The sequence below is a fragment of the Peribacillus phoenicis genome, assembly GCF_047238085.1.
Classification (GTDB): Bacteria; Bacillota; Bacilli; order Bacillales; family DSM-1321; genus Peribacillus.
The window spans coordinates 273087-293844 of record NZ_JBDFMF010000001.1; the positions used below are offsets into that span (position 1 = coordinate 273087).

Annotated in this window: 25 protein-coding genes; 19 read left to right on the forward strand and 6 right to left on the reverse strand. The window is 40.3% G+C overall.

The genetic code is table 11. The features are described 5' to 3' along the window. Positions 1–367 precede the first annotated feature (367 nt). The 3 genes from ABC374_RS01310 (at position 368) to ABC374_RS01320 (ending at position 3531) form a co-directional block, all read left to right on the forward strand. A complete protein-coding gene (locus ABC374_RS01310) occupies positions 368–1756 on the forward strand; it encodes an amino acid permease (protein ID WP_413015367.1) in 1389 nt (462 codons plus the stop codon). 65 nt (positions 1757–1821) lie between these two features. Continuing rightward, positions 1822–1983, forward strand: coding sequence for a hypothetical protein (locus ABC374_RS01315; protein ID WP_413015369.1), 162 nt, complete (start codon positions 1822–1824; stop codon positions 1981–1983). A gap of 198 nt (positions 1984–2181) precedes the next feature. Then, complete coding sequence (locus ABC374_RS01320) at positions 2182–3531, forward strand: FAD-binding oxidoreductase (RefSeq protein ID WP_413015371.1); 1350 nt, start codon at positions 2182–2184, stop codon at positions 3529–3531. An 87-nt stretch (positions 3532–3618) separates the two neighbouring features. Here ABC374_RS01320 and ABC374_RS01325 read toward each other — a convergent pair whose 3' ends face one another. The 4 genes from ABC374_RS01325 to ABC374_RS01340 all read right to left on the reverse strand — a co-directional run bounded on the left by ABC374_RS01325 (position 3619) and on the right by ABC374_RS01340 (position 6862). Continuing rightward, a complete protein-coding gene (locus ABC374_RS01325) occupies positions 3619–3831 on the reverse strand; it encodes a hypothetical protein (RefSeq protein ID WP_101224840.1) in 213 nt (70 codons plus the stop codon). 381 nt (positions 3832–4212) lie between these two features. Further along, positions 4213–5595 (reverse strand): adenosylmethionine--8-amino-7-oxononanoate transaminase, encoded by a 1383-nt coding sequence (gene bioA / locus ABC374_RS01330; RefSeq protein WP_413015373.1) that lies wholly within the window; start codon positions 5593–5595, stop codon positions 4213–4215. Next, positions 5592–6299 (reverse strand): dethiobiotin synthase, encoded by a 708-nt coding sequence (bioD, locus tag ABC374_RS01335; protein ID WP_413015375.1) that lies wholly within the window; start codon positions 6297–6299, stop codon positions 5592–5594. Before bioD ends, bioA begins: the two co-directional genes overlap by 4 nt. Further along, a complete protein-coding gene (locus ABC374_RS01340) occupies positions 6278–6862 on the reverse strand; it encodes a biotin transporter BioY (protein ID WP_413015377.1) in 585 nt (194 codons plus the stop codon). The genes bioD and ABC374_RS01340 overlap by 22 nt, the downstream gene beginning before the upstream one ends. 506 nt (positions 6863–7368) lie before the next feature. Here ABC374_RS01340 and bioB point away from each other — a divergent pair. The 6 genes from bioB (at position 7369) to modA (ending at position 13087) form a co-directional block, all read left to right on the forward strand. After that, positions 7369–8346: a biotin synthase BioB gene (gene bioB / locus ABC374_RS01345; RefSeq protein ID WP_413020223.1), complete on the forward strand. Its 978-nt coding sequence runs from the start codon at positions 7369–7371 to the stop codon at positions 8344–8346. Between the two features lie 97 nt (positions 8347–8443). Continuing rightward, a complete protein-coding gene (locus ABC374_RS01350) occupies positions 8444–9103 on the forward strand; it encodes a hypothetical protein (protein ID WP_413015378.1) in 660 nt (219 codons plus the stop codon). 496 nt (positions 9104–9599) lie between these two features. After that, positions 9600–10298, forward strand: a complete 699-nt coding sequence (locus ABC374_RS01355; RefSeq protein WP_413020224.1) for a polysaccharide deacetylase family protein — start codon at positions 9600–9602, stop codon at positions 10296–10298. A 17-nt stretch (positions 10299–10315) separates the two neighbouring features. Next, entirely contained in the window at positions 10316–10915 is a 600-nt protein-coding gene (locus ABC374_RS01360; RefSeq protein ID WP_350301196.1) for a DedA family protein, read from the forward strand. A gap of 102 nt (positions 10916–11017) precedes the next feature. Then, the gene (locus ABC374_RS01365; RefSeq protein WP_350301197.1) at positions 11018–12184 is read left to right on the forward strand and encodes an MGDG synthase family glycosyltransferase; all 1167 of its coding nucleotides are present in this window, start codon (positions 11018–11020) and stop codon (positions 12182–12184) included. 102 nt (positions 12185–12286) lie between these two features. Continuing rightward, entirely contained in the window at positions 12287–13087 is an 801-nt protein-coding gene (modA, locus tag ABC374_RS01370) for a molybdate ABC transporter substrate-binding protein (protein WP_413015381.1), read from the forward strand. A gap of 245 nt (positions 13088–13332) precedes the next feature. Here the strand turns inward: modA and ABC374_RS28780 are convergent, their stop codons facing one another. Both ABC374_RS28780 and ABC374_RS28785 read right to left on the reverse strand, forming a co-directional pair. Further along, positions 13333–13521 carry a VanZ family protein gene (locus ABC374_RS28780; RefSeq protein ID WP_488199281.1) on the reverse strand — a complete coding sequence of 63 codons (189 nt, stop codon included), beginning with the start codon at positions 13519–13521 and terminating at the stop codon, positions 13333–13335. Further along, positions 13518–13829 (reverse strand): VanZ family protein, encoded by a 312-nt coding sequence (locus ABC374_RS28785; RefSeq protein ID WP_488199282.1) that lies wholly within the window; start codon positions 13827–13829, stop codon positions 13518–13520. The genes ABC374_RS28780 and ABC374_RS28785 overlap by 4 nt, the downstream gene beginning before the upstream one ends. 108 nt (positions 13830–13937) lie before the next feature. On the opposite strand from ABC374_RS28785, the gene ABC374_RS01380 reads away from it, so the two are divergent. The 10 genes from ABC374_RS01380 (at position 13938) to ABC374_RS01425 (ending at position 20708) form a co-directional block, all read left to right on the forward strand. Further along, the gene (locus tag ABC374_RS01380) at positions 13938–14309 is read left to right on the forward strand and encodes a hypothetical protein (protein WP_413015383.1); all 372 of its coding nucleotides are present in this window, start codon (positions 13938–13940) and stop codon (positions 14307–14309) included. Then, a complete protein-coding gene (locus ABC374_RS01385) occupies positions 14306–14806 on the forward strand; it encodes a hypothetical protein (RefSeq protein ID WP_413015385.1) in 501 nt (166 codons plus the stop codon). Before ABC374_RS01380 ends, ABC374_RS01385 begins: the two co-directional genes overlap by 4 nt. 40 nt (positions 14807–14846) lie before the next feature. Further along, positions 14847–15368, forward strand: a complete 522-nt coding sequence (locus ABC374_RS01390; protein ID WP_413015387.1) for a GrpB family protein — start codon at positions 14847–14849, stop codon at positions 15366–15368. A gap of 13 nt (positions 15369–15381) precedes the next feature. Next, a complete protein-coding gene (locus ABC374_RS01395) occupies positions 15382–15921 on the forward strand; it encodes a GrpB family protein (protein WP_413015389.1) in 540 nt (179 codons plus the stop codon). Continuing rightward, positions 15908–16510 (forward strand): YdbC family protein, encoded by a 603-nt coding sequence (locus ABC374_RS01400; protein WP_413015391.1) that lies wholly within the window; start codon positions 15908–15910, stop codon positions 16508–16510. The genes ABC374_RS01395 and ABC374_RS01400 overlap by 14 nt, the downstream gene beginning before the upstream one ends. A 102-nt stretch (positions 16511–16612) precedes the next feature. Next, positions 16613–17368, forward strand: a complete 756-nt coding sequence (locus tag ABC374_RS01405; RefSeq protein WP_413015393.1) for an AAA family ATPase — start codon at positions 16613–16615, stop codon at positions 17366–17368. A gap of 191 nt (positions 17369–17559) precedes the next feature. Then, positions 17560–17940 (forward strand): GntR family transcriptional regulator, encoded by a 381-nt coding sequence (locus tag ABC374_RS01410; protein WP_413015395.1) that lies wholly within the window; start codon positions 17560–17562, stop codon positions 17938–17940. Beyond that, positions 17937–18623, forward strand: a complete 687-nt coding sequence (locus tag ABC374_RS01415) for an ABC transporter ATP-binding protein (RefSeq protein WP_413015397.1) — start codon at positions 17937–17939, stop codon at positions 18621–18623. The genes ABC374_RS01410 and ABC374_RS01415 overlap by 4 nt, the downstream gene beginning before the upstream one ends. Beyond that, the gene (locus ABC374_RS01420) at positions 18620–19453 is read left to right on the forward strand and encodes a hypothetical protein (protein ID WP_413015399.1); all 834 of its coding nucleotides are present in this window, start codon (positions 18620–18622) and stop codon (positions 19451–19453) included. The genes ABC374_RS01415 and ABC374_RS01420 overlap by 4 nt, the downstream gene beginning before the upstream one ends. A gap of 25 nt (positions 19454–19478) precedes the next feature. After that, positions 19479–20708 (forward strand): hypothetical protein, encoded by a 1230-nt coding sequence (locus ABC374_RS01425; protein WP_413015401.1) that lies wholly within the window; start codon positions 19479–19481, stop codon positions 20706–20708. Positions 20709–20758: the final 50 nt, after the last annotated feature.

Here is a 20758-nt window from a genome sequence, read left to right on the forward strand (position 1 = left end):
GTAGGTCAACAAGTTTTTTTGAAGTGAAAAAGGCAATATCTGCAGTTTTATAGTGATCTTAATTTTTATTAAGGTACTTGAAAAATTTATTTTTTGGATGATCACTATTATGAAATATTGATCATCATTTTTTTGAAATGATATTTTTAGATTAGGGAAATTGCCAAGATATATTTGGCAACTGTTTATTTCAAAAATACAATTGTATTTTTACAGAATATTTACTATTATAAGATAAGAAAACATAATTGAAGTGTTATTGATATTTTTTCTTCGATAGAGCATTTCTAATCGCAATAATTAATAGAGAGTCGTTCGTGGTAAGGATAGAAAAGCATTACCGATATTGCATCTGGGGGAGTTAAACATGTCGAACAAGGAATTAAAGAGAGGGCTGGAAGCACGTCACATTCAAATGATAGCTTTGGGCGGAACCATCGGTGTCGGGTTATTCATGGGATCGGCGAGCACGATCAAATGGACCGGGCCCTCTGTAATGCTTGCTTATGCCATCGCAGGTATTTTTATATTTTTCATCATGCGTTCCATGGGTGAGATGCTATATTTAGAACCGACTACAGGTTCATTTGCAACCTTTGCGAGCAGCTATATACATCCTTTGGCAGGTTATATGACTGCTTGGAGCAATTGGTTTCAATGGGTAATCGTCGGAATGTCCGAAATCATCGCGGTTGGGTTGTATATGCAATATTGGTTCCCGGAGTTACCGGCCTGGATACCAGGTGTGGTCGCCATGATCATCTTGGGGGCGGCCAACCTCATTTCCGTCAAATCCTTCGGGGAATTTGAATTCTGGTTTGCGCTTATAAAAATCATAACGATTGTATTGATGATCGTTGCCGGCGTTGGCCTTATCTTCTTTGGAATAGGGAATGGCGGGGATGCGATTGGATTATCGAATCTTTGGGAAAATGGCGGCTTCTTTACGGGAGGCTGGACAGGATTCTTCTTTGCGCTTTCCCTTGTCGTGGCATCCTATCAAGGCGTTGAGCTTATCGGCATCACAGCCGGAGAAGCGAAAGATCCAACGAAGACCGTAACAAAAGCGATCCAGTCGATCATATGGCGCATTTTAATTTTCTATATTGGCGCCATATTCGTCATCGTGACAGTCTTCCCTTGGGATCAACTGGATGACTTAGGAAGCCCATTCGTTTCAACCTTTGCAAAAATAGGTATCACAGCAGCAGCAGGAATCATCAATTTTGTCGTAATCACTGCGGCAATGTCTGGATGCAACAGTGGTATTTTCAGTGCAGGGCGTATGCTTTACACACTTGCATTGAATGGCCAAGCTCCGAAAATCTTTGCTAAAGTATCTAAAAATGGAGTGCCGGCATATTGCACGATCGCTGTACTTTTAGGATTGGGCATCGGGGTTATCCTGAATTACCTTGCACCGCCGCAATTATTCCTTTATGTGTACAGTGCGAGTGTATTGCCTGGGATGATTCCATGGTTTGTCTTACTTATCAGTGAGCTTAAATTCAGAAAAGTAAATGCCGCTGAAATGGAGAAGCATCCGTTCAAGATGCCGTTGGCCCCTTTCAGTAACTATTCGACAATAGCCTTTTTACTGATGGTGCTGGTCGGTATGTGGATCAATCCTAGTACAAGGATTTCCTTGGTTGTCGGAATCGTTTTCCTAGGTTTGGTCGTGGCAAGTTATTACATCCTGAAAATGGATAAACGAACACCATTGGATGTTAAATCCGATGATGAAATTTCGGGATAAGCAACTCTATTGGAAAGCCCTTCTCTTAATTCGAGAAGGGCTTTTTTGTCTTTGGTGATCAATTGTTGGAATTCACGAGTAAATCAGCGGAATTCACGAGTAAACCAGCGAAATTCACGAGTAAACCAGCGAAATTCACGAGTAAAACGGCAAAACTCACGAGTAAACAAGTGAAACTCACGAGTAAAACGGCGAAACTCATGAGTAAACCAGCGAAACTCGAGTAAATCAATGGAATTCACGAGTAAATCGTCGAAACTCACGAGTAAAGCTACGAAACTAGAGTAAACCAGCGAAATTCATGAGTAAAGCTAATTAGACCCCGTAACAAGGGATGCCAGCGGTGGGTCGCTTATGGAATGTGTCTTCCTGACAGATTTTTTCATAGGATGTAACATCATCTTACCCGAGGAAGGGGTTATATTTTGGAAAGAACAAAGCTTACCGGGCGGGTCGTTACACCTAATGATGCTGAGTATGAGCATGCCAGGATAAATAATAACTTAAGTTTTTCTAAATTCCCAAAGGTCATTGTGTTTTGTCAAAATTCCAATGATGTGTTGAATTCATTGAAGTGGGCCCGGGAAAATCATACACCTTTCCGGGTTAGGAGCGGCAGGCATAGTTATGAGAATTTTTCATTAGTGAATGGCGGTCTAATCATTGATATAAGTGAAATGTACAATATCAAGGTCAACCGTGAAAAAATGATTGCAAAAATCGAAGCAGGAGCTGATTTAGGTCAAGTATATAATATGCTATGGAAGTATGGCACGACGATTCCGGCTGGGACCGAAAGCGGTGTTGGTCTTGTAGGCCTTACGCTTGGCGGTGGAATAGGTATGTTATCGAGACGCTTTGGACTTACTTGTGACAATTTGCTTGAAATAGAAATGGTAAGGGCGTGCGGAAAGAGAAGCGCCAAACTCATTAAAGCAAATAGGAAAATTAATAGTGATTTATTTTGGGCATGCTGCGGGGGAGGAGGGGGAAACTTTGGCATAGTCACTTCTCTTACCTTCAGGGTACACCCCGTATCAAGGGTATCGATTTTCTCCGTCACATGGGGATGGGAAGATTTTGAAGCGGTGTTTGAAGCCTGGCAGGATTGGGCCCCTCAAGTTGAAGAGTGTTTAACTTCAGAAATCGAATTCAAGTCAAAGGAAGTAAACCAAATTATCGCTCAAGGTGAATTTGTTGGGCCATCATATAGGTTGCAGCAGCTTCTAAAGCCTTTGACGAGAGCAGGTTCTCCAGCAAATATCATGATAAAGGAAGTTCCGTACATTGATGCTGTGCAATTCTTTAATGATCCAAGTGGAAATCGACCGGCCCATCGCAAGCGGTCGGGGTCTTTCATAGAAAAACCTTTTCAACGGCAAGCAATCTTGACGATGAAGCATTTTTTGGAAAACGTTCCAAATGAAAATGCAGCCATTTGGCACCAATCCTTAGGAGGGGCCGCTGGCCGTGTGGCCCCAAATGAAACGGCTTTTTATTATCGGGATGCCATCATCGCCCAGGAGTATCTGGCTACATGGACGAATCCAGAAGAAGAGCGGCAAAACATCCATTGGATTAAAGAACTTAAATGCGCTTTGTCACCATATACTACAGGTGACTACGTGAATTGGCCGGATATCCTCATCGAAGATTGGCCAACTGCGTACTATGGAGAAAATTTTAAGCGGCTTCGGGAAGTGAAAACGAGATATGATCCGTACAATACGTTTAAATTCCCTCAAAGTATACCGCCTTTAAAGAAGTGGGTCTGAAAAAGCTTGGATGCACCAAAAACATTCGTTATTAAAAGGCCTATTCCTCAATTGGGATAGGCCAGTTTTATTTTCATTTTCCCAAAATCATTCCGCTTGCTGAGCTTGTACTGCACTGTAAACCTGATTTACGGAAGACTGGGCTTGCGCGATTTCTTGAGCAGCTTGTTTAATGGCTTCTTGTGCCAAGGTTGGATCAGAGGAAGATTTTTCAATTGCTTGTGAAAGTAAGGTTTGTGTTAGGGTAACGTTTGCTTTTGCTTGGTTTAATTGATTGATATCAATTTGTTGTTGAGGCATGTAGCTTCTCTCCTTATGTCATTATTGGAATTACTCCATTAGGATGACCTTTCTTTTCTTTTTTATAAGGAGAAAAATATATGATGCAGACAGGATGGGTAAATTGGAAAAAATATGAAACGAGCAAAAAAGTCCATTTAAATACGATGCAAAATTTATGGACAATCCAAATTCGTGTAAAAGGTACACCCTTAAGATTGAAAAACGGGCAGAAAAAGAAAGGAATCATTAGGGTTATTTACTTTAGAATCCTTAAATTTTATCTGCATAAATAGTATTACGTTCCTTGAATACCATGTAATGTCTGTGATCTTCCTTCACGAAGTCCCTACAAAGTATAGAAGGAACCGGATGAGCTCTGCTCTTCCGGTTCCTTGTGTATCAGTTAGCTGCTGGAATCAATCCTTTATGAATGGAGACTTCCTTAATGGCACGGTAGACGGTTTCGACCATGAAATCGAGTTCCTTTTCTGACATGGATAGGATCGGCATCATCGTGATGACTGGACCAAGTTCCCGAATGATCAGGCCATTTTCCCGTGCTGTATGGATGATTCCGGAAACGACATTCTCTTGGAGGGTGAACGTTTCTTTTGTTTGGCGGTCTTTGACGATTTCCACTCCAATCATGAAGCCGCGCTGCCGGATATCACCGACTATCGGGAGTTCGTATAGCGCTTGCAGTCTTTGTGATAGATATTTAGATTTTTTCTGGATGTCTTTAATTAAATTGCGGCTTTCCATCAGCTCGATATTCTTCAGTGCCAGTGCACAGGCAAGCTGATTTCCTGTATAGGTGTGACCGTGATAGAAGGTTTTATGTTCTTCCCGTTCCCCCAGGAAGGATTGAAAGATCTGCTCGTTCATGATAGTGGCGGCGAGTGGCATATATCCCCCAGTGATCCCTTTGCCCATACACATGATATCGGGTACGACATTTTCCTGTTCGCAGGCAAACATTGTACCGGTTCGACCGAATCCTACAGCCACTTCGTCACAAATTAAGAGGATATTGTACTTTTTGCATAATTGCTCGACCTCTTTCAAAAAGCCATGGGGATGGGTTATGATGCCTGCTGCTCCCTGCACAAGCGGCTCGATGATCAATCCTGCAATTTCCTCTGATTGTTTCTGCAGTAACTTCTCCAGTTCCTTCAAGCAATGGTTTTTCACGGCTTCATGATCTCCATACTCAGTCATGTGATAGGCATATGGTGAAGGGGCGGAAATCCGTTGAAATAAGAGGGGCTTAAAGATTCTATGGTATAGATCCATTCCGCCCACACTCACAGCTCCGACAGTATCGCCGTGATATGCCTCGTCAAGTGAGACAAATTTGTTTTTATTCTGATGCTTGACGGGATCGATATTCTGCCAATATTGATAAGCAACTTTAAGTGCGATTTCCACAGCGGCTGATCCCGTGTCGGAGTAGAAGACTTTCGATAAAGAACCAGGAGTAATCTCGGCTAGTTTTTTTGCCAGTAAGATCGATGGTACATTCGCAGATCCCAGCAGTGTGGAGTGTGCGACTTTATTCACTTGTTCAATTAGGGCGCCGTTTAATTCCGGCTCGTTATGTCCGTGCACGTTCACCCATAATGAAGCATAGCCGTCGAGGTAGCGTTTACCCTCCACATCAATCAGGTAGCTGCCTTCGCCGCGTTCGATGATCAGCGGTTTGCTTTCCCGATACGTTTTCATTTGTGTGAACGGATGCCATACATATTCCTTATCCCATTGTTCTAAATCCTGACTGTTCATGCCTTGAACACCTCTTTCAGTTGTTGGGTATAATCTTGATCACTAAGTAAATCAAGGATGCAGATTCTCAAGTCTTTTCTAACATCGGCCAGTGTTGGGATGCAGGCGAGGCCATTCAGCCCAGTCAGCTTTTCAATGGTTTCGATATTGTCTTGATGAATCCGATCTTCCGGCCGGTAATGATTATACAAAATGGTTTTCACGTTTATATCGTGGACTTGGGCATAAGAATGGGTCGTCACGACATCATGAATCGCCCCTAAACCGCTTGTGGATACGAAGAGGACAGGCATGCCGCAATCCTTTATGAAATCCGCCGTCATATAGAAACCTTCCGTTCGTTCAATAAGCGGCACAGCCAATCCGCCAGCTCCCTCGACTAATACGATGTCATACATTTCCTCAAGTTCATGAACCCTTTCCACGACTTTCTTCTCATCGATAAGACTGCCGGTTAATTTAATCGCCAAATGTGGGGAGGTTTCCGGTTTCAGTGTGTAAAACCCTGATTCCTTTACACCGAGTTCCTGTTCAAACCAAGATATATCCGGGTATGTATGATTTTCCTCATTGATTCCAGTTTGAAATGGCTTGAATATCGTGACGCTTTTTCCCAATGTTTGAAGAGACAGATAGAGTGCACTCGTGACGATGGTCTTTCCAATATCCGTGCCAGTTCCGGTTATAAAGTAGGCTTGGCCCATGGATGATTCAACTCCTTTACGTTTATATATTTTGCAATGCGCGGACGTACTTGTTGAATGATGACAGCACATAGAATGCATAGCATTAAATCACCGGGTACAGGTAACAAGAAGCCGTAAAGAATCGTTTGGCTGATGGAAAGCGGTGTTTCCACAATCCACTTCATCGCACCATACAGCCAGATGCAGCCGAAAAGGTAAACTGTCAGCAAAGAGGCGGCATTAGCAAAGAATATGGAACGAATCGTGGAGAGGGAAAACCGGTTGATAAGCCATCCATTTACATAGGCTCCCAGTATATATCCGAGCAAATAGCCGAAAGTAGGTTTGAATATATAGCCGAATCCCCCGCCTTCAGCAAACACGGGCACCCCGATAAGTCCGATCAAGACGTAGCATAACTGACTGAGCATCCCAAGCCGGGGCCCCAATAATGCGCCTGCCAAATAGACTGCCAGAATTTGCAGTGTGAATGGTATGTAAGGGATAGGTATCTTAATAAAGGCGCCAATGGCAGTTAACGCGGTAAAAAGGGCCACATAGGAAATCGTCCTTGCTTTCAAGTTTTTAACCTCCTTTTTCAAAAGTGCTGGCAAAATGCCCACTATTAGTTTGCCTGATTCTTATTTTATATGTCAACTAATTTATTATTTAGTTAACATATAAAAGTCCAGCTTTATCGGGATTTAAAGGACAGACTAGGAAAATATTGAAAAAAGACCATTGAATAATATTTTGTTAGTATGTTATTATTCTATCGATATGTTAACTTAAAATATTATAGGTTAACAAATTTATTTACATTGCAGGCAGTATTGATACTGCTAAATGTTAAGTGCTCCCCAATGTGGTTGATGGTGCACATGCGACCACTTGGTTGGAAGGGAAAGTGGATTGGAGATGGAGACACTCGCGGTTGGAGCGTCAGGTGGATATATTGCAGACAACTGGTCTTTATTTACCAGACCGGGTTATGCTCCTTTTCTAGGAATTGCATAGTCAAGGAATCCATAAACCAGCGATTCGGCACACAATAAAGAAAAGAGGGATAGTTTTGGAAACATTGGTAATGGATTGGAAGATGTTAGCGGAGAACGTTATCAAAGGATATAAAGTGACGGAGGAAGAGGCATTATCCATCGTACAAGCCCCAGACGAAGAGGTTTTGGAAATTTTGAATGCAGCCTACTTGATACGCAAGCATCATTATGGGAACAAAGTTAAATTGAATATGATCATCAATACGAAATCAGGATTATGTCCCGAAGATTGCGGCTACTGCTCGCAGTCGATCGTGTCGGAAGCCCCGATCGATAAATATGCTTGGCTGACGAAAGAAAAGATTGTCGAGGGAGCGCAGGAATCAATTCGTCGCAAAGCGGGTACTTATTGCATCGTTGCGTCTGGCCGTCGTCCGACCAACAGAGAAATAGATCATGTCATTGAAGCGGTAAAAGAAATCCGCGAAACGACGGATCTTAAAATCTGCTGCTGTTTAGGTTTCCTGAATGAGGAACATGCGGGCAAGCTAGCGGAAGCAGGCGTTCATCGCTACAACCACAATTTGAATACATCACAGGAAAACTACAGTAAAATTACATCGACGCATACATATGAAGACCGGGTAGATACAGTCGAAGCTGTGAAAGATGCCGGAATGTCCCCATGTTCTGGTGCCATTTTCGGTATGGGGGAATCTGAGGCGGAAGCGGTGGAAATCGCCCTATCCTTACGCAGCCTTGATGCAGATTCCATTCCTTGTAATTTTCTCAATGCAATTGACGGAACGCCGCTTGAGGGAACTTCCGAGTTGACCCCCACTAAATGCCTGAAATTGATATCGATGATGAGGTTCGTTAATCCGAGTAAAGAAATCCGTCTGGCCGGCGGTCGTGAGGTCAATCTCCGTTCCATGCAGCCCATGGCACTTTATGCAGCCAATTCCATCTTCGTCGGCGATTATTTAACGACAGCTGGTCAAGAACCCACAGCGGATTGGGGAATCATCGAAGACCTGGGATTCGAAATTGAAGAGTGTGCCCTTTGATAAAGAAGATAATGGAAAACAATATGAATTTTTAAAAAACACCCTTAGGGTGTTTTTTTTCAGTTTGTCGAAAAAAGTGCATGGAGGGTTGAAAAAAGTGCGTTTTAGGTCGAATAAAGAGTATGGAAGGTCAACATCATGTTTTTTTACAGTAACCCTTATTGGATTGAAGAAATTGGCGACACTCCTGCCGAATAACTGGCTAGCCAAGACCCCACAGCCGCTTGCGGTGAGGAGGCTTGGCAGACAGTCGGCGGAAAGGGAGCGGATTTCTGAAATCAACTCAAACGGTTTTAAAAGAAAAAAACTTCAGGCAAACTCGATTTTTCTTGGAATTTGTCTAAAAACAAGACTAAAGTACCCTTCATGTTTTTTTACAGTAATCCATATTGGATTGAAGAAATTGGCGACACTCCTGCCGAATAACTGGCTAGCCAAGACCCCGCAGCCGCTTGCGGTGAGGAGGCTTGGCAGACAGTCGGCGGAAAGGGAGCGGATTTCTGAAATCAACTCAAACGGTTTTAAAAGAAAAAAACTGCAGGCAAACTCGATTCTTCTTGGAATTTGTCTAAAAACAAGACTAGAGTACCCTTCATGTTTTTTTACAGTAACCCTTATTGGATTGAAGAAATTGGCGACACTCCTGCCGAATAACTGGCTAGTCAAGACCCCACAGCCGCTTGCGGTGAGGAGGCTTGGCAGACAGTCGGCGGAAAGGGAGCGGATTTCTGAAATCAACTTAAACGGTTTTTTTTAAAAAAACTGCAGGCAAACTCGATTTTTCTTGGAATTTGTCTAAAAACAAGACTAAAGGACCCTTCATGTTTTTTTACAGTAATCCATATTGGATTGAAGAAATTGGCGACACTCCTGCCGAATAACTGGCTAGCTAAGACCCCGCAGCCGCTTGCGGTGAGGAGGCTTGGCAGACAGTCGGCGGAAAGGGAGTGGATTTCTGAAATCAACTCAAACGGTTTTTTTAAAAAAACCTGCAGGCAAACCGCTCTAATTCAAATATGTCTTCTGGGTGTTTTATTAATTTGCTGTAATAGAACTAATGTCCTTCAACCTTTACAAAAATAAAAAAATGATAGATAAGTGAAAATAATGAAAAAAAAATGCTAAATTGTAAGAAGAGGTTTTATAATGAATTACCTGAATACAATAAAATTTGCTGCATTGTGGTAAATGAATATGATATAGGGAAAGAATCAGTATTGGTAATATCAATAATGAGAGGATAGTTTTGTGTGATGCATATATGGCTGATTAGTTTTATTATTTTATTATTGCTATTAATATTTTATACTATTATCCCAACGGTGCTTATTCGTGTATGCAGTCTGGGAATAACCAAAAAAATCAATTCGAATAATGGGATAGCGCTAACTTTCGATGATGGCCCAAACCCTGAATATACAATAAAATTGCTTGATCTTTTAAAAGAGTATGAGATAAAGGCCACATTTTTTGTTGTTGGCAGTAAAGTGAAAAGTAATCCTGAGATTATTAAAAGAATGCATGAAGAGGGACATACTATAGGGATCCACCATTATCATCATGTTTCAAGCTGGGTCCTATCACCCATCCATCTACGGAAACAGTTGGAAATGACTGAAAAGGCGATAAATGAAGTTACGAATGTAAAGGTTGTTTTTTATAGACCGCCATGGGGCCATTTCAATATGTTCACCCCACTTTTCAGTAAGAAATATAGAGTGGTGATGTGGTCAGGCATCTTCGGGGATTGGAAAGTTGAAAATTGCAAAAATACTTTGCTTGATCAACTGCGAAGCACTTCGACAGAAGGTTCCATCCTGTTGCTTCATGACTGTGGTGAAACATGGGGAGCGGATAAAGAAGCACCAGGCTATATGATTGAAATGTTGAAAATTTACCTACAGGAAAGTAAGGAAAAAGGAATACACTTTATTACTTTAAAAGACTTATAACTAATTCTGGGGGTATTATGAATATAGATACGCTTTTACATTTTATTGATTCATATGGATACCTGATCATTTTTCTTTTTTTATTCTTCGGCATTGTGGGAGTGCCTGCTCCAGAAGAATCACTTCTATTTCTGATTGGGGTATTGGTAGCACAAGGTAAGCTCTCACTGGGTTTGGCCATGCTGTGTGCAATTCTCGGCGCCTTTATCGGAATGCTTGCAGCTTATGCATGCGGAAAATATGTAGGGTATCCATTTATAAATAAATTTGGAAGATTCATTGGGATTACGACTGAACGCTGGGAGAAAGCGAAGAAAAACTATACGGATAATGCACAAAAAACCTTAGTATTAGGATTTTATATTCCGGGAATAAGACAAATTAGTCCATATTTCGCAGGAATCTCATCTATACCCTTTCGGAAATACTTCCTATTTTCCCTAATAGGCACTATACTTTGGACCGTCCCTTTTATAGTGGCTGGTTATTATGTCGGGGATGCTTTTAATGTTAATCCCAAATATGTTCCATATTTAGGGCTTGTATTTTTAGTTATTTTTGTACTATATGTTACTATCAAATACATTAAAAAGAGAAAACAAATGTCCAAAAGTTGAGTCTGCTCCTTTTTATAAAAGTTGGAAATTTATTGTAAGAGGAAGATATCAGAACTATATATTTTGTATTTTCAGAATGATTTCTTAGGAGATGACACATATATGAAGAAGATTTTGTTTTTACCTCTCTTTCGAATGCAGTCGGGACATCATCAAGTTGCAGAGGCATTGATGGATATGTTAAAAAAGCATTCAAAAGGGATTACTTATAAAAAAATCGATCTAATCAGTTATACCAATACCTCTCTAGAAAAATTCATCGCAAATAGTTATCTGACATGGATCCGTTATGCGCCGGAAACCTATAATCTTGCCTATAAGAATCTGTTTTATGTTCACTCGCCAAAGGAAAGTGTATGTAAATGGTATCAGCAATTATTCATGAATAAGATGGAACGATTGATAGCAGAAGAAAAGCCTGATTTAATTGTGTGTACACACGGTTTCCCTTCATATCTTTTGAGTCAGTTAAAGATGAAAGGGAAGTGCAGCACACCGGTAATAAACGTGTACACGGACTTTTTTATTAATAATGTGTGGGGAAGCGAAGGGATAGATGCCCATTTTCTTCCTAGTCAAGAAGTGAAAGAAAAGCTGATGAGTAAGCGTCAAATACCAAAACAAACGATGATGGTCACTGGCATTCCTGTGCACGAGGAAATCACAAAAAATGCCCGTGTCCAAAGAAACACAGCACGGCCAAAAGTTTTGATATCCGGAGGAAATAGCGGTCTGGGAGGGATTTTGAACTTAGGTGATGAGTTAAAGAATTCAACCGACTTTGATTATTTAGTTCTTTGCGGAAATAACAACAAGCTTTATGAAGAAATCGATACATGGAACTTACCTCATATCAAACCATTGCCTTATATCTCATCAAGGTCTGAAATGAATAAGCTTTATGAAGAAGTTGACGCAATCGTTACGAAACCGGGCGGTGTCACGATCAGTGAATCATTACGAAAAAGGCTTCCGATTTTTGTTCATTCCAGGCTTCCGGGGCAGGAGGAAATTAATCTGCAGTATCTAAAACAACAAGGCCTTGTATTTAAACTTAATCAGAAAACGCCTTTTGAAAAACAATTGCTGAGTATATTGAAGGATCAGAAAAAAATGAAAAAATGGAACACATCCATAGAGTCTTATCATAAGGAAATAGAGTTGGAGAAACCTGAGGGAATAGTGGAGGTCATGAAATTGATCCTTAATCTTAATCAAAATGGTACACCTTCCTATCTAGCCCGACAGCCCAAACTTCTTTATAGCTGAGATGCATGGTGTTCTCACTGGTGAACCTAAATGAAAGAATGAATACGGAAGGCTGCTGAATTAGCAGCCATCCTAAAATGAAAGGTCGGAAGAAGAGTGACTTTGAAAAAAACATACCTTATGATTTTTTCGATTATGCTGCTTGCGGCAGCGGTCGCAGGGTGTTCGAGTGATGAAACGGAAAAAACGGAAATTAAGGCGCAAGCCGGAGGTAAAGTGGAATTGACGGTTTCCGCAGCTGTAAGTTTGCAAGATGCCTTAAATGATATAAAGAAGTCTTTTGAAAAAGAGAATGCAAATGTGGAAGTTCATTATAACTTTGGAGCCTCTGGAGCTCTTCAGCAGCAGATATCCCAAGGCGCACCTGTTGACCTGTTTTTCTCAGCTGCAGAAGATAAATTTGATAAATTAGTAGAGGAAGATCTTATTGAAGAGAAAAACGGAATTGATATAGTCGGCAATGACCTGGTGCTGGTGGTGCCAAAGGATTCCAAAAAGGAAATCGGATCGCTGGAAGACCTCACGAAGGCAGCTAAAATTTCGATTGGCACTCCAGAGTCTGTACCGGCAGGGCAATATGCGAAACAAACTTTAGAAAACATGAACCTCTTTAAAGAGCTTGAAGATCGATTGGTATATGCAAAGGATGTCCGGCAAGTGCTTACATATGTCGAAACGGGAAACGTGGACGCAGGCCTCGTCTATAAAACGGATGCGCTCAACTCATCGAAAGTTGAAATCATTGCAGCAGCCGAGGCAGATTTACACGATCCGATCATATATCCCGTCGGAATGATCAATGACCTGAATCATGCTAAGGAAGCCAAGCTATTCTATGACTATCTCCAAACGGAAGACTCCATGAAAATTTTTGAAAAATACGGATTTAAAAATTTGAAATAACCACCAATCTGGTGGTCTTTTTTTATACATCTACAGTAATATTAGGTATATTTTCCTTTATATTGAAACCTTATCTCACTTTTATACGTAAGAATAAGAACATGCATGTATTCATCTTTCAACATAAGTGGATAATTCGACCTAAAGCAAGAATAATTCGACCCACACACAAATAATTCGACCCACAAGCGAATAATTCGGCCGCTTGAGTAAAAAGAACCTTGTGACAAAGGAAGGACAGCAAATTACTGTCCTTTGGCTTGACTGTGAATGGTTCCATTCTTTTTGAAAACTGTGTAAAACAGCTTAATCGGCAGGTATCCTATAATCCCACCTAGAGTATTCAGGATCATATCATCGGTATCATAACTTCCTAATTCAAATAAAAGCTGAATAACCTCATAGGTGAAGCTAATACAGAATGTTGCAATCAAGATCGATCTGGGTAGGCAAACCTTGTTGATAATAATGGAAGCATGAAGCCAAATGGTACAAAACCGATGATATTCCCCACTATATTTTCGATCCGGATGGATGTATTTACATCCGCTAAGAAGAGGTAATGGAAAATGGTTTTAAAAGGGATGAAGTTATGGGAACCCCAATAGCGGTCATTGAAGGAAAAACTAATATGATCATTCATTTCGGTTATCGAGAAGGTCTTAAATAAAATGAGCTTTGTAAGGATTAATAGATAAAGAACCATAAATAACGATAATACAATTTTCACAAAAATTTTCATGATACAACACCAATATTAAAGTAGGAAATATTTATCATTTTATTATAAATGGTATATGATGAGTTTAATGTAATATTTTACAAGTTTTTAGGGCAAGGAGGGGTAAAAGTGGAGGAAGCAATAATTGATTTTCTCATTGCAGTCATGTTAATTATTGGTTTCACATACGGCCTCATTAGGCAATTTAGACATTGTGTCAGTATCAGGAACGGAAATAAGTCGGAGTATGTACATTACAAGAGGGTATTGATTGGAAACTACCTGATTTGCCTATCCTATTCGGGTTTTCTTTTTTCTTATATTTTGAATTCATTACTATCATCTCATATTATACCGGCTTCATTTATTACTAGTGATAATACTAGTTTTTGCTGTTTTGGTTTTCTTGCCATTCTATTAATCGCTAAATTTGGGATTATTCCAAAGGAAAATGAACAAGTTGAATTACAAGAATACATAGTTGAGAAAGAGGAAATATGAAAAAAATTTCGCTTACCTTATTAATCGTATGTATATCGATCACCTTTCTATTGAATTTTGCCATGCCTGAATTTGCTGGCAAAATGAAAGACAATATAAGTTCCATGAATATCCTGTATTCATACAGTGTCACAAAATCATTCTCGGAACAAGTCCAAGAAACGATCGAAATGGCATCCGTGCCTTCAGGGAAAACTGAGACCAGGAGCGCCGATTTCCGAAGTGATGTTAAGCTTGAGGGAACTCCGCTGAATATTAGAAGTGTAGTGAAAGAGAGCTTGAATAAGCCACAGGCGTATAAAACTAAAGAGAAATTAACCGGTCCTGAAAAAGGGTTTTCATACCGGAAATATTATCTTACCAAAAATTATGATAAAGGAAGATATACAGTCATCCGAACGAATAAAATAACCGGAAAAGAAAAGGTGTATGTCGGAACTTATTATGAGCCGAGTACGCAAGACCCGATCGTCAAATGGTCACGTGATGAGAAATGATGGCTGATAATATCTTCTACATGAAAAGTTGAGTGAATATATGGAAAAAATAGTGAAGATCGAGGGTTATAACCCTGATTGGGTTTATGAATTTCAACAGGAAAAAGCGAGGATAATGGGGGTTTTAAAGAACTATTCCCTTTGTGTTGAGCATATTGGAAGTACTTCCGTCATAGGGTTGGGGGCAAAGCCGATTTTGGACATAATGGCTGGCGTACAGCATTTAGATGAAGCTGACACGTTCATTGAACCATTGAAATCGATTGGGTATGAATTTGTCCTGCATAAGGAGTTTCCCGAAAGGCGTTTTTTTAGAAAAGGCCAATGGAGAGCGGGGACACATCATTTGCATATCTATAGATTCGGAAGTGAACAATGGAAGAATCAACTTTCATTCAGGGACTATCTAAGAAGCCATCCTGACGTACGGAAACAATATCAGGAATTAAAATTATCCTTAGCTCAAAAGCATCCTGGGGATATAGTGGAGTACACGAAAGCGAAAGCTCCATTTATATTAAATGTCATGAAGAAAGCGAAATGTCTAAAGGAACGTACATGAAAGGGATGCTTATATGAGAAAGGTCGAGGTCGTACCATATAAGAAAGAATGGTCCAAGCTATTCCATGATGAATGCCATAAATTAAGGGATATTTTCGGGCCTGAAATGATGAATTTATATCATATTGGCAGTACGGCCATCCCGGCCATCCATGCCAAGCCAGTAATAGATATTTTGGCAGTGGTTAAAGATCTGGAATGTGTCGCTGATTTTAATAAAGAGATGGAAGAGATAGGGTATGATGCCATGGGCGAGAACGGAATCGCCGGACGACGTTTTTTTCGTAAAGGCGGGGATGAGAGGACGCACCATATTCACATGTTTCAAAAAGGACATGAGGAAATAGCCAGACACATCGCTTTTCGGGATTATTTGCTATCACACCGTGATGAAGCACAAAAATATAGTAGGCTGAAGCAGCGCTTGGCAGCGGAATTCCCAGATGATATTAAAGGATATGTTAACGGGAAAAATGATTTTATCAAAAAGGTTGATGAAAAAGCGAAACATTGGGCGAAGCGTGGTGATCATCATGTTAATGAAGTGGATTAAATGCCAAGTGAATGAGGAAAACAAGCGTTCATTTTCAAAAGCACAAGAGGGATGGGGAGAATTGCGCAAGTGTGCTGGTTTCATGGGTCAAATCGGAGGGTGGAATAGATATGAACCCTTTGAAGCAGGCGTTCTCTCCGTTTGGAAAGATCTCCATGCCTATCAAAGTTTCATGCAGCATCCGCATGGTGAAATATTCGCCAAGAGTGACCAGGGAAGTACTTATACAAATATTTCTGTCGATATATTCGAGAGTATATTCAATATAGGAACAACAGACATTACAGCTTTTTTTTGCAAGGGGAAATTACTGCGAGTGGCTGACTGTTTTGTTGAAGAGGATAAACATGCCCGTTTTGAGCAGGTGCTAAAAGAAGCAGGGAGCAAGGGCATGCTGTCTGGCGCATTCGGTAGTAAAAGGCAAAACGGCAGATACCTTGTCGCCTCAATATGGGACAGTAAACATTTACATCAAAGGTATGCGGATAAGGAATTGCCTGCCCTGATAAACGAATCGGGAGTGAACGTTTCAACCCATCGCATTACAGGAAGTTTAATTGAATTGCATCCAAAGTGGGTGGTCATTTAGAATCGAACATTATCAATCTATCAATTGGAGCTATGGCGTCTTTGATTGGAATGTTAAGGACATATCAGAGCTTTAAATATATTCTACAGAAGGTGATTACAAATGAAACTAGATTATGATTCACAGTACATCAGGGGCATCTACCTGAATAGAGATCGAATATCTTCATATGATCATTTCCCTCTTGATCTGCCAGTTATCAGGCATCTTCAAGAAGTTGCTTTTCATCCCAGTGTTACCTATGTTATCGGGGAAAATGGAATGGGGAAGTCCACCTTGCTTGAAGGTATTGCGATTGCGTATGGCTTCAATCCGGAAGGAGGAACGTTGAATTTCAATTTTTCCAATTATGATTCACATTCCAATTTGGACGAATACCTCCGTTTGAAAAAAGGTGTGTACAAACCGACGGATAATTTTTTCTTTAGGGCGGAAACCTTTTATAATTTAGCTACGAATATAGAGGAATTGGACAGGGAGGCATCGTTTGGGTCGAAAATCATTGATTCCTTCGGTGGAAAATCACTTCACCAGCAATCTCATGGTGAATCGTTTTTTTCTGCTTTTGTAGAACGATTTCAAGGCAATGGATTGTATATCCTCGATGAGCCTGAAGCCGCTTTGTCGCCATTGAGACAAATATCGATGCTGGCCAGGATAAATGAGCTTGCCAAACAAGGTTCCCAATTCATCATTTCCACCCATTCCCCGATCATCATGGCCTACCCTGATGCTAAAATCCTCCAAATTTCAGATGAGGGAATGAGTGAGGTGACTTTAGAGGAGTCCAATCACTATTTGTTAATGAAACAGTTTTTTGAAGATAAAGATCGTCTGCTTCATCATCTATTTCAATGAGATTTTAGCATCTCCATTAAAAGCAACTAATGAAAACCCCGACTGCACCGCACATTCGGGGTTTTCATTTTTCTGGAATTCATTGTTGACAGCTAAGGTGTATTACGGGTATAGTACATCTATAAGGTGTATGAACCACTTAGTACATACACGCATATCAGACTTTTTTAAATAAATAGGGGGTGGTTTTAATGAACGTAAATACCCGGGAACCGGTATATCTGCAAGTCGTTAGGCATTTTAAAGAACAAATAGCCATAGGAAAATTCGTAGCTGGACAGGAAATTCCCTCGCGAAGGGAACTGGCGGCTTCACTCAATATAAATCCCAATACCGCTCAAAAAGCGTATAAAGAAATGGAGGAACAGGGCTTGATTCATACTGAACGAAATTTCCCAAGTCAAATCACGACGAATGAAACGATTTTACAGGCTGTAAGGCAGGAATTGATTCTGGCAGCCGTTGATTCGTTTGTCGATGCGATTCGTCCGATAAATGTACCAATTGATGAACTGCTTCGTGTGGTTAAAGAAAAATACTCGGAAGAAATAAGGGAGGAGGAAGAAAAATGATAGAAGTAAAACAGATTTCCAAGAAATACGGCCGGAAAAAGATCTTGGATAATGTTTCATTTACAGCTAATAAAGGGCAAGTCACGTGTCTGATCGGAATAAATGGTGTCGGTAAAACGACTACACTCAAAGCGATTATGGGATTGACGCCATATAAAGGTGAAATTCTGATCGATGATCAAAAAATGACAAAGGACAGTTATGAAAAAATCACCTTCATTCCGGACGCACCGACCATGCTTCCGCAAATGACCGTTAAACAGGCAATGGTTTTCATGTCGGATTTCTATACCTCCTGGAATCCGGAAAGAGCTAACCAACTAATGGGGTTTTTCAAGCTTAAAGAGGAGAATCGCATTTCGGAATTGTCAAAAGGGAATACAGCTAAGCTCAACCTGATGCTTGGTTTGTCCCTTGACGTGGATTATGTACTGATGGACGAACCATTTTCAGGCATCGATATTTTTAGCCGCGAGCAAATCGCCGATGTCTTTGCGAGCCACCTTATTGAAGATAGAGGAGTCATCATCACGACCCATGAAATCGGTGATATTGAACATATAATCGATAAGGTCATTTTATTGGATAACGGTACAGTGCTTAAAGAGTTCAATACCGAAGAAATGCGTGAAGAGGAAGGAAAATCGGTAGTCGATGTAATGAGAGAGGTGTATCAATCATGATGCGATATATAAAACTAGTGAACTTTGAAATCAACCGTTTCAGTAAAATCTATCTTAGCTTATTGTTGATAACCTTGGTTTCGCAATTTGCTGGAGTGATCATTGTAACGAAGAGTCTTCTTAATGATGCCAGGAAGATCATGTCGGATGAAAGACTATCCGAAGCTGCCTATATTGCGACTTATAATGGCATTGATTTTACCCGAATCGCCAATACCCTCTGGTTTCAAGGACCAATCGCGTTGAGTGCAGTTGCCCTGATTTTTTACATTTTCCTTATTTGGTACCGTGATTGGTTTGGAAAGAATACGTTCATTTATCGCCTATTGATGTTACCGACATCCAGATTATCGATCTACCTTTCCAAAGCCACGGCCATCTTCCTGATGGTGTTAGGATTGATTGCTTTCCAGATCATCATATTACCAATGGAAAATGCCCTATTTAATTCAAACGTACCGGAAGCGTTCTTGAACATGGAAATGTCTTTTTCAACTATCACGAAAACCAGTCCGATTTTGCCATTGGTCATCCCAAGCACGTTCACGGAATTCCTGCTTTCCTATGGCATCGGTCTTATGATCATGTCGATATTATTCACGGCGATCATGTTTGAAAGGAGTTTCCGCATAAAAGGAATCATTTTGGGCTTGATCTATTGCGGAATTGCTGCAGCGTTATTTTTAGCTCCCGTTTTCGTAATGGGGCTTGGTAATATCTATTTTTACCCAAATGAATTACTTGGTCTACAGCTCGCATTCGGAATCATCGTGACAGGACTATCGATTTGGCTTGGTTCTTGGTTATTGAAAAATCGTGTTACCGTATAACAACTATTAAAGGAGAGTGAACAAGGTGAAACGTTATTTATGCAGCATCATTATTGGAATGGTTGTCATCTTAAGCATCGGGACCTATTATGTCAAAGTAGCTTCCTCTGCCTCCAGCCTTCCAAAGTATACGTTCAAGACACTGGAAGGCAGTGATAAAGAGCTTGATCCGGTAATCATAAATGCTTCGCTTGATAATGGTCCTTATTATGAATCATTAACATTTGAATCCAATACAACAACATATGATATTGAAAAGTCTTACTTGGAGAGCTTTTCTGGAAGACAAGATTATCGAATTGAAAGATTAATAAAAGAACATCGTTCGTTTATGCGTGGCAAGGATTCCATCAGTTCTTTATATGAAGACGATGATTTTCTGGCTTACGCTTGGGTGAATAGCGAAATTAAGAATAACGGGAAAACGGAAGAATCGGAATTTGATATCGGTTTACTGGAGAAGAAGGACGAAGAGGAAACTTCATTCCAAATTGAACTTCCGAATCAAGAGAGAATCATGAATGCTGATGTCAGGGATGTGCAGTTGGTCCATTCAAAACTACAGGTTTTAACGATGAATGATGTGAAATCAAACAATGAGAAACAAACGAAAGAGGTTCATCTGTATACGATCGATTTAGCCAATAAAAAAGTTTTGAGCGATAAAACCCTTGTATCTGAAACCTTTACTTACCCTAATCAAGTTGATTTTGAGATGACGACGGATGTTGCTCCCATCCAGCCAAACAACATGGTTTTAATTTCGTTAATTAAAGGGGTAAATCATGAGGACGGTTCCTATAAGGAAAAGCCAAGCAAACTGATATCATATAATTATGAAACGGAAAAAATAGAAACGGTTAAATTGCCCAAAAATGAATCGCTTAGCCTGGGCATGGCAAGATCAGGATATACGGACGGAAAAACACTTTACCTAATTGATAAGAAATCCGATAATTATCGCATTAAAACGTTTGACCTAAGCAGTCGAACGTTAACGAATGACAAGGAACTGGATGTAGCTGTTAATAAAGAGGAACAATACTTCGCTGCAATTAAGAACGGGCGTGTGTACTTTCTGATAGGCAACGGAGTGGATCAAGTGGGCTCATTAACATACAAGCCTGCCCAACTTCTAATTGCTGATTTAAAGACTGGAAAGACTTTATATAAAGGTGAAACGGTCATGCAAGCAACAAATAAAAAGAACGGCAAAAAATCTGGCTTTATTATCGAAGAATTGGAAGTAAAATAAGGATCACTATAACTAGAAGCTGTTTCAAAAAGTATAAACTTTTTTGGCAG

Excerpts from the sequence above, each read along its gene's own strand:
- ABC374_RS01410 (WP_413015395.1), top strand. The coding sequence starts at position 17,560 with ATGAACGTAAATACCCGGGAACCGGTATATCTGCAAGTCGTTAGGCAT.
- ABC374_RS01355 (WP_413020224.1), top strand. The coding sequence starts at position 9,600 with ATGCATATATGGCTGATTAGTTTTATTATTTTATTATTGCTATTAATA.
- bioA (WP_413015373.1), bottom strand. The coding sequence starts at position 5,595 with ATGAACAGTCAGGATTTAGAACAATGGGATAAGGAATATGTATGGCAT.
- ABC374_RS01405 (WP_413015393.1), top strand. The coding sequence starts at position 16,613 with ATGAAACTAGATTATGATTCACAGTACATCAGGGGCATCTACCTGAAT.
- ABC374_RS01365 (WP_350301197.1), top strand. The coding sequence starts at position 11,018 with ATGAAGAAGATTTTGTTTTTACCTCTCTTTCGAATGCAGTCGGGACAT.
- ABC374_RS01395 (WP_413015389.1), top strand. The coding sequence starts at position 15,382 with ATGAGAAAGGTCGAGGTCGTACCATATAAGAAAGAATGGTCCAAGCTA.
- ABC374_RS01310 (WP_413015367.1), top strand. The coding sequence starts at position 368 with ATGTCGAACAAGGAATTAAAGAGAGGGCTGGAAGCACGTCACATTCAA.
- ABC374_RS01415 (WP_413015397.1), top strand. The coding sequence starts at position 17,937 with ATGATAGAAGTAAAACAGATTTCCAAGAAATACGGCCGGAAAAAGATC.
- ABC374_RS28785 (WP_488199282.1), bottom strand. The coding sequence starts at position 13,829 with ATGAAAATTTTTGTGAAAATTGTATTATCGTTATTTATGGTTCTTTAT.
- ABC374_RS01360 (WP_350301196.1), top strand. The coding sequence starts at position 10,316 with ATGAATATAGATACGCTTTTACATTTTATTGATTCATATGGATACCTG.
- ABC374_RS01325 (WP_101224840.1), bottom strand. The coding sequence starts at position 3,831 with ATGCCTCAACAACAAATTGATATCAATCAATTAAACCAAGCAAAAGCA.
- bioD (WP_413015375.1), bottom strand. The coding sequence starts at position 6,299 with ATGGGCCAAGCCTACTTTATAACCGGAACTGGCACGGATATTGGAAAG.
- ABC374_RS01400 (WP_413015391.1), top strand. The coding sequence starts at position 15,908 with ATGAAGTGGATTAAATGCCAAGTGAATGAGGAAAACAAGCGTTCATTT.
- ABC374_RS01385 (WP_413015385.1), top strand. The coding sequence starts at position 14,306 with ATGAAAAAAATTTCGCTTACCTTATTAATCGTATGTATATCGATCACC.
- ABC374_RS01420 (WP_413015399.1), top strand. The coding sequence starts at position 18,620 with ATGATGCGATATATAAAACTAGTGAACTTTGAAATCAACCGTTTCAGT.
- ABC374_RS01390 (WP_413015387.1), top strand. The coding sequence starts at position 14,847 with ATGGAAAAAATAGTGAAGATCGAGGGTTATAACCCTGATTGGGTTTAT.
- bioB (WP_413020223.1), top strand. The coding sequence starts at position 7,369 with ATGGATTGGAAGATGTTAGCGGAGAACGTTATCAAAGGATATAAAGTG.